Below are 14,600 nucleotides of genomic sequence, written 5' to 3' on the forward strand. Positions count from 1 at the left end.
CCTTATTTAGGACGGTACTGAAATCACACACTATCTATTTATTAATAATTAAGTGACAGCTTATCACATTAGATAAGCTGTTTTTAAATTTAAAAAGCGGAATAAACTCATTTGTTTATTCCGCTTTAATTATATGTTATTTTGGTCTATACGGCCACTTTTCTTGCTTTTTCACGTTCCCAGATTCGATGACCTTTCATAATATGAATAAAATCATCTGTCAGATTTGCTTTTGATTCTAAAATTATTCCGTCGTCCAAATCTTTTATTAAAGTATCTTCAATTAGCTCTTCAGCCCCTTTAGCAAACGCTATAGCTTTACAGTGTCGATAGGCTTCATTGATAAACTGAAAATAATCAGGTTCAGCTGCTAATGTTTTTACAGAATCTCCTTCAGGTGTGTAAAATGCATCATAGCAAACGGAAGCCTCAGTCAAATAAGTAAATTGAATTTCTTCTTCGCCACCTTCTTTAAATTTTATTTTACCGACTTTAGTGCTTATTAAGATAGCTTCAGCACCTTCAGCTTCAAGTGCGGTTTTCATTTTATCGATACTTGCTTTACTTACGCCATTATCCACTAAGAATGCTACTTTACGCGTTTCGATAGAACCTTGACCTGGCTTTACATCCATAGTTAATGCCTTAGAAACGGTCACTTCGGGCTTTGACGGCTCAATTGGATACTCGGGATGATTGTGTCTAGCGAATTGAATTGTTAATTCGTCCAAATTTTTAGGTGGCTCCATTCCCAAATTATCACCTACGGATTTAGCCAATTTTTGATCAATTTGATTTAAGATAGCTAATTCTCTACGACGAACGTCAACGCTGTTGACTTTGGATAGTTCAAAACTGTAAGCAGAAATTATATGTTCCTGTTCTGCTGGAGATTGAGATTGGAAAAACAATCGAGCTTGGGTAAAATGATCTGCAAAAGAAGAGGAGCGACCCCTAATTTTTTTGGTATCTATTTTCTCAGCATGCGATTCAAATCCAGTTTCCCCTTTGAGCATGGCATGATAAGGACAACCTCCGCCCAAACTATTCGGAAAATAAGATACATTTCCTTTAAGAATATCTTGTCTTCCAAATCCATCTTTTTGATTGTTGTATTTTCCCTTTATGGGTCTATTAATCGGTAATTCGTGAAAATTTGGACCTCCTAATCTGTAATTTTGTGTATCAGCGTACGAAAAGACTCTTCCTTGTAATAATGGATCATTACTGAAATCAATTCCAGGTACCAAACGACCTGGATCAAAAGCTACCTGCTCAGTTTCCGCAAAGAAGTTTTCTGGATTACGATTTAATGTCATTGTACCTATTATCTGCACAGGTACAAGTTCTTCTGGGATGATTTTTGTTGGGTCTAAAATATCAAAGGAATATTTTAATTCATCTTCTTCAGGAATTAATTGCACGCCTAAATCCCACTGTGGATAATTTCCTTTTTCAATAGCTTCCCATAAATCTCGACGATGAAAATCCGAATCATACCCAGATATTTTCTGCGCTTCTTGCCAAGCTACAGAATGCACACCTAATTTGGGTTTCCAATGGAATTTAACAAAAGTTCCTTTTCCTTCTTCATTCACAAATTTAAATGTATGAACTCCAAATCCTTCCATCATACGTAACGATCTTGGGATAGCGCGATCGGACATTGCCCACATCACCATATGTGCGGATTCGGGCATCAGTGAAACAAAATCCCAAAAAGTATCATGTGCAGATGCAGCTTGAGGCATTTCATTATTTGGTTCTGGTTTTACGGCATGTACTAAATCAGGAAAATTCATCGCATCTTGAATAAAGAATACGGGGATATTATTTCCTACTAAATCATAATTGCCATCTTCTGTGTAAAATTTGACAGAAAACCCGCGTACATCGCGTGCTAAGTCTGTGGAACCTTTAAAACCGGCTACCGTAGAAAAACGGATGAAAAGTGGTGTTTTTGTTCCCTTTTGAAGAAACTTCGCTTTCGTATATTTGGATATATCAGCCGTTGCTTCGAAAATACCGTGTGCTCCCGATCCTCTGGCGTGTACTACGCGTTCGGGAATTCGTTCTCTATCAAAATGTGCTAATTTATCTTGATAAATGAAATCTTCTAACAAGGAAGGACCTCTTTCACCTGCCTTAAGTGTATTATTATTGTCATGAATATGAACTCCGTCATTTGTAGTCATAGGTTTGTTGGTATTATCTACCAAATGACTATTTATAACTTCTATTTTCTTATTTGATTTTTCTTCTTTCATCGTTTTTAGTGTTTAATCGAGTGATAAGTAAGTGCTGAGCTAATCGATTATAGCTCAGCAATGCGTTCATTTTACAAATTGAATTAGGAGGATTAATCGTGACCTTCTGTTTTTACTATTTTGTTGTAAATACCTAATAGTAAAAATGGAGCTACCCATTGTCCGATGAATAGAGCATCTTTGTCATCCTTTCCACGTGCACATTTTAGCGCTGCTGAAACAGTCATTGCGCCCAATGCTGCACCAAGAAATAAAATAGATGGAATTTTTGAAGTTTGTTTTTCGACAGATTTTGTTAATTGATCTTCGTTTCCTGTAGTAAGTGCCATAATTAATTTAATTTAGTTATGATACAATAACAGAATAATTAAAATAAATGTTTTACTTTATTCATACTTTAAGAATTATTAACAAATAATATTTAGAAATAATTTCAAATTGGAGTTAAAAATTCTTTTTAAAGATGAGGTTAAAGTGGTACTGACAGATAAATTACTCGATTCAAGTAACATCTATTATACAATTTATTTAAATTGAATATTTTTTATAACTTAAAATTTGTTATAATAAAATTATGATTTGAAAAATTGGTATTTGAAATATTTTTAATTAATTTTACTGGAAATTAACTAATAGATTATATTTTACTTTATTTTAAATTTATAAACTTTGATAATTACTAGCTTTATAGCATCAATAATTTTAAACCTTAAAAAACAACCTATAAACTTTTTTTATGAATCGAAAACACTTTTTAAAAGCGGGTGCTTTGTTAGCCGCTACTACTTTTTACGCAAGTTCCAATACTTTTGGCTCAACCCAATCTTCAAAACTTAGAGTTGGTCTTATCGGAGTAAATGGAATGGGATGGGCGAATTTGAATGCCCTTCTAAAGGTTGAGAATGTAATCTGTACAGCCTTGTGTGATGTGGATGCAAATGTTCTAGGACGCCGCAAATCTGAATTAGAGAAGAGAAATATACAAGTAAAAACATACGAAGATTACAAACAGCTTTTGAAAGATGATGTAGTAGATGCTGTAATAATTGCAACACCAGATCATTGGCATTGTCTAATATACGTGGATGCAATTAAAGCAGGGAAACATGTATATGTAGAAAAACCTATTGGAAATTCGATTAAAGAATGTGAAGTAATGGTTGCTGCAGCTGCAAAATCAAACTGTATAGTTCAGGTAGGGCAATGGCAGCGTAGTCAAAAGCACTTCCGTGACGCAATTAAATTTGTTCATTCGGGCAAATTGGGTAAAGTTCGTTTAGTGAAGGCTTGGTCATATGTTGGTTGGAAAGATCCTATTATCAAAAAACCAGATACTCCCGTTCCTGCTGGTGTAAACTATGATTTATGGCTTGGACCTGCGCAAAAAAGAAATTTTAACGAAAATCGTTTCCACTTCGAATTCCGTTGGTTCTGGGATTATGCAGGTGGATTAATGACTGATTGGGGCGTACATATGATAGATTTTGGATTAATAGGAATGAAAGCTTCAGTTCCAAAATCTATAGTTGGGACGGGAGGGGTGTATGCTGATCCAAACACAGCTGCAGAAACACCTGACACCTTAACTGCTTTATACGAATTTGATGGTTTCAATATTCAATGGGAACATGCTTTGGGTATTGAATCGGGACCTTATGGTAGAGATCATGGCGTAGCTTTCATTGGAAATAACGGTACGCTAGTATTGAATAGACAAGGTTGGGAAGTAATTCCGGATAAAAATAAAATGGAGGCGGTGCCTTTACAGCCTTCGGTAGATAATGGTTTGGAATTACACATGGTGAACTTTGTGGAAGCTATTCTTAAAAAAGACAAATCTATTATAAATGCACCTATAGAGGCTGGCAGTCATATCGCTACCATCTCTCAGATGGGTAATATTGCTTACCGAACAGGTAAAAAAATATATTGGAATGATGAAAATAAAAAATTTACGGATGATGAGTCCAACACTTATTTAGCTGCGAAATATCACAATGGGTATAAAATTCCAGCAGTATAGTTTAGCTAATTTGATATAAAAAGAGAGGAATCTACTAAGATTCCTCTCTTATACGTTCTTAAATAGATATTTCTAATAAACGTATAATTACTAATTATTTAACGTAAGGATTTTCTTTATCATGATCAATCCAAATTAAATCATTTACATCGTATCCAATATTAGTGGCTATTTTGAGATATTGCTCTTTAATACTATTTGGAATAGTTTTTTCCCGAGATAAAATCCATAAATAATCATAATTTTTTCCGCCGATTAGGGCATATTTATAGTCTTTGTCCAAAGCAAAAATATTGTAGCCCGAATAAAATGGTCCGAAAAACGATACTTTTAATGCGCCTTTAGTTTTTTCTTCTCGGAATTTTGCATTTCCTTCCCGCTTTTTCCATTTGTCCTTTACATAATTATACCCAGAGTTTACTACTTTGATATCGCCATTATCTTTCAAACTATATTGAGCAGCCGTATTATTTAGATTTCGTTCATATTTGAAATCTATCCGAGCAATCTCGTACCACGTTCCTACATATTTGTTGGCATCAAAATCTGATACCACACTTGCACCCTTTGGAATAGATCTACAGGAGAAAGTAGCGAATAAACAAGCAATACCTAGAAGTTTCGCAATTTGATAAAATATTTTTTTACTCATATAATTTTATTTGTGTGATTTCTAGATTAACAATTAAAACCTTTTAGGGTTCTGAGCAGGTAAAAATTCTGAAGAAAAATATTGTAAAATATTAGTTGAGACGAAATCTTGATTGGTATAACTGCTAGATAATCATTAAATTGCTGAGATAAACTTCTATTATGAAAAAAAATATTAAGAAAATTGAAGCTGTTTGGCGGCTATCAAACCCATTATACAATCCTTACATCAATTATAATAAACTTATAAAAAGAGATCGAAATGTTTAATTTGCTTAAAACTAATTGTAAAATCGTCTGTAGTTCGATTGCCTTAACTACTTTATTCACTTTTAACACTATGGATGCTGTCGCACAAAATAAGACGACTAAAGAAAACTGGACAAACTTATTTGATGGTAAAAGTTTAAAAGGTTGGAAAGCCGTAGGAGGGAAAGCACCTTATTCTGTTGAAAATGGTGCTATTGTCGGCCGTATGACAAAAGGAACACCGAATTCATTCTTAATCACCGAAAAAGAATATGCGGATTTTATTCTGGAATTGGAAATAAAATTAGAAGGTGATAAGACAAACTCTGGCGTACAGGTAAGAAGTCATATAGATCCACAAGCAAATAATGGACAAGGCAGAGTGTATGGTAGACAGGTAGAAATTGATCCAACCTCTCGCGCATGGACAGGAGGGATTTATGATGAAGCGCGTAGAAATTGGTTGTATCCGTTGGATTTAAACGAAAAAGCAAAAACAGCTTATATAGCTGAACAATATAATCATATACGGATCGAATCCATTGGAAATGAACTTAAAACGTGGATTAACGACGTTCCTGTTGCATATGTGATAGATACATTGGACGCATCTGGATTTATTGGATTACAAGTTCATAGCATTCCGGCAGATTTGGATGGCAAAAAAGTGTATTTTAAGAATATTAAAATTCAAACTTCTAATCTAAAGCCCAAAGAATTTCCAAAGGATATATATGTAGTGAATTTGACGCCAAACACATTAAGTTCGTTTGAGCAAAATGCAGGTTATAAACTTCTTTTCGATGGAAAGACATCTCAAAATTGGCGCAGTGCCTACCATTATCAATTTCCAACTAAAGGATGGGAAATTAAAGATGGGATAATTAAAGTGTTGAAATCGGATGGTGGTGAATCGACTAATGGGGGAGATATCATTACGAAGGAGCAATTCTCTGCTTTTGATTTGTCATTTGATTTCAAACTTACTGAAGGCGCAAACAGTGGCGTGAAATATTTCGTAACGCTGAAAGAAGAAACAAAAGGTTCAGCAATTGGATTAGAGTATCAATTATTGGATGATGTGAAGCATCCAGATGCCAAAATGGGGCGAGATGGCAACCGTACGTTAGCTTCATTGTATGATTTGATTACATCTAATAAGGATGGGCGAGCGAGACGACCAATAGGAGAATGGAATAGAGGACGTATTGTAGTTGAAAAAGACAATACGGTCACTTATTATTTGAATGGCATTAAAATGTTGAGTTTCGTGCGCGGTTCTAAAGAATTCAGAGATTTAGTCGCTATTAGCAAATATAAAGATTGGGATAAATTCGGGGAAGCGGAAAAAGGTCATATCTTATTGCAGGATCATGGTGATGAGGTTTCATTCCGTAGCATTAAAATTAAAGAACTAAAGTAGCCAAGAAAATATCAACAACTATGAAACACTATATGTCTCGTCGTAGCTTTATTTCTCGTACTGCCTTGGCAGGAGGTGGGCTACTTTTATCGAATAGCTTATTCGCTAACCTTGCTTTAGCCAATGCCAATGAACGAGTTAATCTCGCTTGTGTCGGTATTGGTAATCGTGCCGGAGAAATTATTAAGGAATTATATAAAACAGGTCTTTGTAATATTGTAGCGCTGTGTGATGTGGACTTGGGCGCTAAACATACGGAAGAGATCTTGAAACTGTTTCCGAACGCAAAACGTTATCAAGATTTCCGTAAAATGTTTGATGAAATAAGCAATGAATTTGATGCTGTTTCCATTGGAACACCTGATTTTGCTCACTTTGCAATAACTATGCAAGCTATTGATTTAGGCAAACATGTGTATGTGGAGAAACCTATGGCACACACGTTTTTGGAAAATGAATTGCTTATGCAAAAAGCCAGAAAATTCCCCAAAGTAGTGACACAAATGGGTAATCAAGGGCACTCAGAAGCTAACTATTTTCAATTTAAAGCTTGGAAAGATGCTGGAATTATCAAGGATGTTACTCGCATCGACGCCCATATGAATATGCCAAGAAGATGGCACTCTTGGGATCCAAATATTAAAAATTTCCCAGCAGCAGAACAAATTCCTGATACAATGGATTGGGAACTTTGGCAAATGCAAACTAAAGGTCATCAGTATAATAAGGATTTTGTAAATGGTCAATGGCGATGCTGGTACGACTTTGGAATGGGAGCGCTAGGGGATTGGGGTGCTCACATTTTGGATTCGGCGCATGAATTTTTGGAATTAGGTTTACCAACTGAAGTACAGGCTGTCAAATTAGATGGACACAATGCTTTCTTTTTTCCAATGTCTACTACATTGAAATTTAAATTCCCTAAACGGAAAAATTATCCTGCAATGGATATCAATTGGTATGATGGTTTGGATAATTTGCCGCCGATTCCTGAAGGATATGGTGTATCAGGATTAGATCCCAATATTCCTCCGCCAAGTACGGGAAAATTGGAGCCAGCCAAATTAAATCCTGGCAAAATAATTTATGGAAAAGATTTAACCTTCAAAGGTGGATCCCACGGAAGTACGTTGCAAATTATTCCTGAAGAAAAAGCCAAAGCTTTAGCTTCCAAACTTCCAGAAGTTCCTGCAACTCCATCAAATCATTTTAAAAATTTCTTACAGGCTTGTAAAGGTTTGGAAAAAACACGTTCGCCATTTGAGATTGCTGGGCCTTTAAGTCAAATATTTTGTTTGGGTGTAATTGCACAACGATTGTACAGCAATATTGAATTTGATCCAAAATCAAAACAAATCACAAACAATAGGTTTGCAAATGCTTTGCTAATTGGTCCGCCACCAGCTAAAGGTTGGGAACAATATTATAAAGTTTAAAATTAGTATGATAAAAAATAATGCCTCGTTAAAAACTTAACGAGGCTAACATTTACTTAGGGATTGAATAAATATAAGGCTAACATGATATTAAATTTACTGTCACTTTGTTTGGCGAAATCCAAATACTGATGAGCTATTTTTATCGCTTTGGGATATTCTTTATGAAATAATAGTAGTCTGTAACGTTGGAATAACATGAATTTATATAGGCTAAATCATCTTGAAGAATTAGAATTATTCATGGCTGATGTAATCCCAAAAATTACTATTAAGAAAATAAAAAGGATTCTGAACATTAGACTTATGGGTTAATAACAGGTTTAAAGATAATAAATTGTTTAATACTTATAGTTATGTATAATTAAGTAGTATTTACCAGCGATTTGAAACTGTATAATTTGTCTTATAATTTATATTATGTTAAATAGAAAAATATAATAACTTTCCCTTTCGTGAAAAATATCATAGAATTCCCATGTTTAAAACTTTAATCTTATATTCAATTATTATTGGCTTATTTTGTAGCCTAATATTAATACCATGTCTACGAAGCAATCACGTGCAGCAAAAAGAACAATTTACTTCAGTATTCTCGGAAGTTTTGGCTTAGCTCTGATCAAGTGGCTTGCGGGGTTCTTTGGAAATTCATTTGCGTTGATTGCGGACGCTATAGAATCTACATCAGATATCTTTTCATCCATCTTGGTTTTATTGGGTATTAAATATTCTGAACGTCCAGCGGACAAAACACATCCTTATGGACATGGACGCATTGAACCTTTAATAACCTTTATTGTCGTAATATTTTTGGTAATTTCGGCAACCTTCATTGCTCACCAAAGTCTTATCAATATTCGAACTCCTCACGATTTACCAAAGCCTTGGACTTTAATAATCTTAGGATTAATTATCATTTGGAAAGAAATAAGCTATCAAGTTGTGATGCGTAAAGCTCGAATATTAAATAGTAGCTCTCTCAAAGCGGACGCTTGGCATCATCGCAGTGATGCAATTACTTCGGTGGCTGCTTTTATAGGTATTTCGATGGCTTTGTTGCTTGGCGACGGATATCAATCTGCTGATGATTGGGCTGCTTTATTCGCTTCCGGATTTATAATTTATAACTGCTACCGCATTTTCAGACCTGCTTTAGGGGAAATTATGGATGAAAATCTTTATGAAGACATGGTTGAAGTAATAAAAGAAAAATCTCTTAATGTCAAAGGATTAATTGCTACGGAGAAATGTTTTGTGCGTAAAAATGGAATGTACTTTTTGGTTGACATTCATGCCATTGTTCCCTCGGAATTTACAGTAAAAGAAGGTCACGATATTGCGCACAATCTTAAAGATTATTTGATGGCAGAAATGCCTGAGATTTCGAATGTCTTCGTACACATCGAGCCGTTTAATCCAAAAGTGTACGAAGCAATGACTAATAATAATTAAAAATATTGGGGATAGGCAAATATTCCAGGCATACCTCCTGTATGAATATAAAGCACCTTCTCTCCTTTCTTAATCACATTATTTTGTATATCCATCAGCAATCCTGTAAACGCTTTCGAAGTATAGACAGGATCCAAAAAGATGCCCTCATTTTTAGCTAAAAACTTGATGGTGTCAATATGAAAATCCGAAGGAATGCCGTATGCTGTCCCGCTATATTCATTAGAAACCACGGTATCGGAGGCCGAAAGCGAAATTTTAGATTCACATAATTCCAGAGCTTCGTTAGCAATTTTTAAAGTGTGCAGTGCCAATTCGCCTTGATCTGGTTCAACATTATATGCTTTTATATTGATTTTAGTTTCTGAAAGTGTTTTTCCTACGACTAAGCCTCCATGTGTTCCACCAGACCCCGAAGCTGTGGCAATCAAATCAAATTGAAGGCGCATGTCATTTTGCTGTTTTATTATCTCAAAATAACAGTCTACGTAACCTAATGTACCGAGTGCATTTGAGCCCCCAACAGGAATCACATAAACTTTACCACTCTCCTTTTCTATGGTCAATTTTCGCTCTTCTATAGCTCTGTAGGCTTTCTCATTGTCTGTAACCTCATGGATAGTTGCATTAACAATATTATTCAGAATTATATTTCCATTGTTAAAATAAGATCCCTCCTTAACAGGTACAGACTTTTTAAGAAAAAGTTCGATTTCAAAGCCGAACATTTTAGCAGCAATGGCGGTCATTCGCGCATGATTGGATTGAATTGCTCCGACAGTGAATACATGGGTAGCTTTTTGCTTTTCTGCCTCCCCCAACAAATATTCCAGTTTACGAAGTTTGTTTCCGCTAAATCCGACAGGAAACAAGTCATCGCGTTTAATGTATATATCTACACCTACGGCTTTGCTTATTCTCTTTAGATGATATATAGAAGAAGGCTGCTCGATTAATTTTACCTTCGGATATTTTTTTAAATTTATTCTCTTCATGCCCGTTATATTTGAATCAAGATACTAATTTATCTATTATTACCATACATTTATTCTAAAGATTGCTTTTGCAATTATTTTGTGACTTTTAATCAAAAAGCTTCCTAAAAGTAGTATTATCACAGGTATAAAATGTATATTTGGTAAATTTCATTACAAATTAATACAAATCTATCAATAGAAAATGCTAAATTTTAAAAACTTTATTGATTACGTTGAAAGTCAAAATCCTCACGAGCCTGAATTCTTGCAAGCAGTGACTGAAGTCGTAGAAGATTTAATCCCTTATATTAACGAACATCATCCGGAGTATGCTGATCTGAAAATCTTGGAAAGATTGGTAGAACCTGAACGTGTGGTGTCATTCCGTGTCGCATGGGTGGATGATCAAAACAATGTACAGGTCAATAAAGGTTATAGAGTTCAAATGAATAGCGCTATAGGACCTTACAAAGGAGGGTTACGCTTTTCGCCAACTGTAAATCTTAGCATTTTAAAATTTTTAGCATTTGAGCAGGTTTTTAAAAATGCACTAACTAGTCTTCCTATTGGTGGTGGTAAAGGCGGTTCTAATTTTGACCCTAAAGGAAAATCAGATAATGAAATTATGCGTTTTTGCCAAGCCTTTATGACTGAATTATATCGTCATATTGGATCAGAAACCGATGTTCCGGCGGGTGATATTGGCGTTGGCGGACGCGAAATCGGTTATTTGTTTGGACAATACAAAAGAATCCAAAATAATTTTACTGGTGTTTTAACAGGTAAAGGTGTGCAATGGGGAGGTTCTTACATTCGTCCTGAAGCTACGGGATACGGTCTTTTATATTTTGTAAAAAGCATTTTCGAAAACGAAAATGACACACTAGATGGTAAAGTAGTTGCTATTTCCGGAGCAGGAAATGTTGCTTATTATGCCGCGGAAAAAGCACTTTCTTTCGGAGCTAAAGTAATCACCTTGTCAAACAGCACGGGGACTATTTATGATAAAGACGGCTTTACACATGAAAAACTAACTTACATTGCTAAATTAGGAAGGAATTTAGAATCCTTCCCTGAGAAATACCCATCTGCCACTTTCCATGCCGGTGAAAAACCTTGGCAATTCGCATGTGATATTGCGCTTCCTTGTGCTACACAAAATGAATTGAATGAGGCTGATGCCAAGCAGCTTATTGCGAACGGCTGTACATGCGTAGCTGAAGGCGCAAATATGCCATCTACAGCTGAGGCAATAAAAGTATTCCATCAAGCAAAAATTGCCTATGCTCCAGGTAAGGCAGCAAATGCTGGTGGTGTAGCTGTGTCTGGTTTAGAGATGTCCCAAAACTCAATTGGTCAACAATGGAATTCAGCCAAAGTAGACGACCGTTTGAAAGCTATTATGGAAAACATCTATAAAACATGCGTGCGTTACGGAAAAGAAAAAGACGGTTATATAAATTACCTAAAAGGTGCAAACTTGGGTGGATTTATCAAAGTCGCCGAAGCTATGAAAGCGCAAGGTGTTTTATAGAATTACTAATTTTTAATTGTTTAATTCATAAAGGAATAATCGCAAGGTTATTCCTTTCATTTTTTTGCTTTGCGTTAGTAGATTTATTAGTTTCTTTGTAACGAATTATAGTATACGAGCATGAGGACATTAGCAGAATTACCACATCCCGAATGTAAAATTACCATTTTCGGGATGAATCAAAAATATATTATCAAGTTTGAACAGGGTTCTTTGGAACAGACTTACAAAATAGCAGAAGCCGATATTTTAAACGGAGTGAATGGAGTTTTTGAAATTTTAGACGAAGACTTTATAAGTAAAGTATTAGAAAATTTTTCCAATATGCGAACAGCTTTTATTGATACTTATAATAAATACAATTAAATACTTTATTTAAATAATTATTGTAAACACCTGTTAATAATGTAGTTAAATTCAATAATATCAGGATACCAAATATAATTTGGCATCCTGATATTTAAAATATCTTAATTAACACTTTGTTATCAATAAGTAAGTTAGATAATTTATACAATTCATTGATATTTAACAAATTAAATATTTATTCAAAATTATATTTGGCAAAGTTTTCTATCCACTTGGGTAATTCCGAAGCAGCTTTTCCTTTAATAATTTCAACCTTTGAATTTAATCGAATTGCATTAGGATTGGGATCAATTAAAATAATTTTGCAGGAGTCTGGCGCTTCGTCAAGAAGGTATGCCGCTGGATAGACTTTTAAAGAAGTTCCTACTACCAATAGTATATCTGCATCACTTACTACTCTATTTGCTATCATCATATTGGGAGCATATTCTCCAAACCAAACAACATTGGGACGCAGAGGGGAACCTAATTCACAGACATCATCTAGCGTAATTTCATCCTTGTCCAAAGGATACACCAATCTTGACTCTCTTGAGGATTGAGCTTTCATAATTTCACCGTGTAGATGTAGTATATTTTTGCTTCCAGCTCGTTCATGTAAGTCATCTATATTTTGAGTGATAATATACACATCAGCATATTTTTCTAATTCTACCAAAGCTAGGTGTCCCGCATTAGGCTGCGCCTCACGACAGGCTTTACGGCGAATATTATAGAAACGAAGTACCTTTTCAGGATCCTTGATCCATGCCTCTGGTGTCGCTACATCTTCTATCCGATGACCTTCCCAAAGACCATCCGTTCCTCGGAATGTTTGCAATCCGCTTTCTGCGGAAATACCCGCACCTGTAAATACAACTATTTTCTTTCTAGACATAATAAAAAAGATAATGGTCAAAAATTCTTAATTTTTGACCATTATACAATGAGAATTGATTATTAACCTATTTTACAAAGTACCGATGTTCTATTACCGTTACTTCATCTTTTTCGTTAGCAAGTTGATCTACGGCTGCTTTGATAGTACATTTTCCTGTAATTCCACGGTACACTAAAGCCCCCCCTAACCCTACACCTGAAATCGCTGTAATCGGATTTTTTAAGAGTTGTCTAACACTAATACTTAAAATTAATCCACCAGCAACAACTGAAAGTATACGCTCCGAAGTACCTACATTTCCATCTACACAACCTTCGTCTACTTTTCTTTTGATTTTATCTATAGCATAATTTATTAGTGTGTTCATAGTTTTGATTTTGTGTTCAATTATTAAACATTCAACCCTAAACTTTGTTTGCTTGCTCGCATTTATTTTTTTTGAAAATTACAAGGAGAATAGTATTTTAACCATCAGATTTATAAATTATGAAAGTTAAAAAGCATTCTGGAGAATTAGTAGATTTCAATCCCAATAGCCTTCGCCATTCTTTGTCCCGTTCTGGTGCTTCTGATAAGGAAGTAAATCAAGTTTTTGATGCATTAAAACCAAAAATTTACGATGGTATAAGTACACGTGAGCTATATGAGATTGCTTTCGATGAACTAAAATTAACACGCAATACTTATGCGGCGCGTTATAGTTTAAAAAAAGCGCTACGTGATTTGGGGCCAGAAGGTTTTTATTTTGAAAAATGGGTAGCTCGTATGTTTCAAGAAGATGGATACAAAGCTATTACAGGGCAGACCATCCAAGGACATGCAGTAACGCACGAAATTGATGTGGTAGCCTCTAAAGGCAATGATTTACTCGCTATAGAATGTAAATTCAGAAACGATGTGGATGCCAAAATATCTGTAACAACTCCAATGTATTTTTTATCTCGAGTGCAAGACATCAGCAATAAGCCTTATACTTTCTTCAACAAAACATTACAAGTCACACAAGGCTGGTTAGTGACTAATGCGTATCTGACAGCAGATTCTAAGACTTTTGGAGAGCATTACAAAATGAACTTGCTAGCTTGGGATTATCCTAAAAAAAGAAGTATCAAAGTAATTGTCGATAGCAACGGTGAATATCCTATAACATGTTTGACTACTTTGTCTGCAGATGACAAAGCTAGACTGCTGAAAGCACAGTGTATTTTGGTAAAAGATGTAATTCGAGATCCTAAATTTTTACAGGTAATTCAAGCAGACGATAATAAGAAGTATAAAATCTTAAAAGAGGCGCAAGAATTAGTTGAAAGTCCATTAGAACATTTGAAGTTGTAAAATA

The 14,600-nt window shown here is 34.9% G+C and carries 13 protein-coding genes; 7 read left to right on the forward strand and 6 right to left on the reverse strand.

The features are described from left to right. Positions 1-146 precede the first annotated feature (146 nt). Complete coding sequence (locus G5B32_RS00960; RefSeq protein WP_165289681.1) at positions 147-2,267, reverse strand: catalase; 2,121 nt, start codon at positions 2,265-2,267, stop codon at positions 147-149. A 92-nt stretch (positions 2,268-2,359) separates the two neighbouring features. Beyond that, positions 2,360-2,596, reverse strand: a complete 237-nt coding sequence (locus G5B32_RS00965; protein WP_165289682.1) for a hypothetical protein — start codon at positions 2,594-2,596, stop codon at positions 2,360-2,362. Between the two features lie 407 nt (positions 2,597-3,003). Here G5B32_RS00965 and G5B32_RS00970 point away from each other — a divergent pair, with 407 nt between their 5' ends. Further along, on the forward strand, positions 3,004-4,290 hold the full coding sequence (locus G5B32_RS00970) for a Gfo/Idh/MocA family protein (protein ID WP_165289683.1): 1,287 nt from the start codon (positions 3,004-3,006) through the stop codon (positions 4,288-4,290). Between the two features lie 94 nt (positions 4,291-4,384). Here the strand turns inward: G5B32_RS00970 and G5B32_RS00975 are convergent, their stop codons facing one another. Then, entirely contained in the window at positions 4,385-4,942 is a 558-nt protein-coding gene (locus tag G5B32_RS00975) for a lipocalin family protein (RefSeq protein WP_165289684.1), read from the reverse strand. A gap of 339 nt (positions 4,943-5,281) precedes the next feature. Here G5B32_RS00975 and G5B32_RS00980 point away from each other — a divergent pair, with 339 nt between their 5' ends. The 3 genes from G5B32_RS00980 to G5B32_RS00990 all read left to right on the forward strand — a co-directional run bounded on the left by G5B32_RS00980 (position 5,282) and on the right by G5B32_RS00990 (position 9,501). After that, on the forward strand, positions 5,282-6,613 hold the full coding sequence (locus G5B32_RS00980; RefSeq protein WP_206366756.1) for a DUF1080 domain-containing protein: 1,332 nt from the start codon (positions 5,282-5,284) through the stop codon (positions 6,611-6,613). Positions 6,614-6,633: 20 nt separating this feature from the next. Further along, a complete protein-coding gene (locus G5B32_RS00985) occupies positions 6,634-8,049 on the forward strand; it encodes a Gfo/Idh/MocA family protein (protein WP_165289686.1) in 1,416 nt (471 codons plus the stop codon). A gap of 543 nt (positions 8,050-8,592) precedes the next feature. Then, positions 8,593-9,501, forward strand: a complete 909-nt coding sequence (locus G5B32_RS00990; RefSeq protein ID WP_165289687.1) for a cation diffusion facilitator family transporter — start codon at positions 8,593-8,595, stop codon at positions 9,499-9,501. Here G5B32_RS00990 and G5B32_RS00995 read toward each other — a convergent pair. After that, positions 9,498-10,496, reverse strand: a complete 999-nt coding sequence (locus G5B32_RS00995) for a D-cysteine desulfhydrase family protein (RefSeq protein WP_165289688.1) — start codon at positions 10,494-10,496, stop codon at positions 9,498-9,500. The genes G5B32_RS00990 and G5B32_RS00995 overlap by 4 nt on opposite strands. Before the next feature lie 184 nt (positions 10,497-10,680). Between G5B32_RS00995 and gdhA the strand changes: the two genes are divergently transcribed. Both gdhA and G5B32_RS01005 read left to right on the forward strand, forming a co-directional pair. Beyond that, a complete protein-coding gene (gene gdhA, locus G5B32_RS01000; protein ID WP_165289689.1) occupies positions 10,681-12,012 on the forward strand; it encodes an NADP-specific glutamate dehydrogenase in 1,332 nt (443 codons plus the stop codon). Between the two features lie 120 nt (positions 12,013-12,132). Further along, on the forward strand, positions 12,133-12,378 hold the full coding sequence (locus tag G5B32_RS01005; protein WP_165289690.1) for a hypothetical protein: 246 nt from the start codon (positions 12,133-12,135) through the stop codon (positions 12,376-12,378). A gap of 178 nt (positions 12,379-12,556) precedes the next feature. On the opposite strand, the gene G5B32_RS01010 is transcribed toward G5B32_RS01005, so the two are convergent. Both G5B32_RS01010 and G5B32_RS01015 read right to left on the reverse strand, forming a co-directional pair. After that, positions 12,557-13,258 carry an SIR2 family NAD-dependent protein deacylase gene (locus G5B32_RS01010; protein ID WP_165289691.1) on the reverse strand — a complete coding sequence of 234 codons (702 nt, stop codon included), beginning with the start codon at positions 13,256-13,258 and terminating at the stop codon, positions 12,557-12,559. 67 nt (positions 13,259-13,325) lie between these two features. After that, positions 13,326-13,628 carry a DUF2892 domain-containing protein gene (locus tag G5B32_RS01015; RefSeq protein WP_165289692.1) on the reverse strand — a complete coding sequence of 101 codons (303 nt, stop codon included), beginning with the start codon at positions 13,626-13,628 and terminating at the stop codon, positions 13,326-13,328. A 119-nt stretch (positions 13,629-13,747) separates the two neighbouring features. On the opposite strand from G5B32_RS01015, the gene G5B32_RS01020 reads away from it, so the two are divergent. After that, positions 13,748-14,596 carry an ATP cone domain-containing protein gene (locus G5B32_RS01020; protein ID WP_165289693.1) on the forward strand — a complete coding sequence of 283 codons (849 nt, stop codon included), beginning with the start codon at positions 13,748-13,750 and terminating at the stop codon, positions 14,594-14,596. Positions 14,597-14,600 lie beyond the last annotated feature (4 nt).

The organism is Sphingobacterium sp. SGL-16 (assembly GCF_011043515.1).
Taxonomy (GTDB): Bacteria; Bacteroidota; Bacteroidia; order Sphingobacteriales; family Sphingobacteriaceae; genus Sphingobacterium; species Sphingobacterium litopenaei.

Excerpts from the sequence above, each read along its gene's own strand:
- G5B32_RS00960 (WP_165289681.1), bottom strand. The coding sequence starts at position 2,267 with ATGAAAGAAGAAAAATCAAATAAGAAAATAGAAGTTATAAATAGTCAT.
- G5B32_RS00965 (WP_165289682.1), bottom strand. The coding sequence starts at position 2,596 with ATGGCACTTACTACAGGAAACGAAGATCAATTAACAAAATCTGTCGAA.
- G5B32_RS00970 (WP_165289683.1), top strand. The coding sequence starts at position 3,004 with ATGAATCGAAAACACTTTTTAAAAGCGGGTGCTTTGTTAGCCGCTACT.
- G5B32_RS00975 (WP_165289684.1), bottom strand. The coding sequence starts at position 4,942 with ATGAGTAAAAAAATATTTTATCAAATTGCGAAACTTCTAGGTATTGCT.
- G5B32_RS00980 (WP_206366756.1), top strand. The coding sequence starts at position 5,282 with ATGGATGCTGTCGCACAAAATAAGACGACTAAAGAAAACTGGACAAAC.
- G5B32_RS00985 (WP_165289686.1), top strand. The coding sequence starts at position 6,634 with ATGAAACACTATATGTCTCGTCGTAGCTTTATTTCTCGTACTGCCTTG.
- G5B32_RS00990 (WP_165289687.1), top strand. The coding sequence starts at position 8,593 with ATGTCTACGAAGCAATCACGTGCAGCAAAAAGAACAATTTACTTCAGT.
- G5B32_RS00995 (WP_165289688.1), bottom strand. The coding sequence starts at position 10,496 with ATGAAGAGAATAAATTTAAAAAAATATCCGAAGGTAAAATTAATCGAG.
- gdhA (WP_165289689.1), top strand. The coding sequence starts at position 10,681 with ATGCTAAATTTTAAAAACTTTATTGATTACGTTGAAAGTCAAAATCCT.
- G5B32_RS01005 (WP_165289690.1), top strand. The coding sequence starts at position 12,133 with ATGAGGACATTAGCAGAATTACCACATCCCGAATGTAAAATTACCATT.
- G5B32_RS01010 (WP_165289691.1), bottom strand. The coding sequence starts at position 13,258 with ATGTCTAGAAAGAAAATAGTTGTATTTACAGGTGCGGGTATTTCCGCA.
- G5B32_RS01015 (WP_165289692.1), bottom strand. The coding sequence starts at position 13,628 with ATGAACACACTAATAAATTATGCTATAGATAAAATCAAAAGAAAAGTA.
- G5B32_RS01020 (WP_165289693.1), top strand. The coding sequence starts at position 13,748 with ATGAAAGTTAAAAAGCATTCTGGAGAATTAGTAGATTTCAATCCCAAT.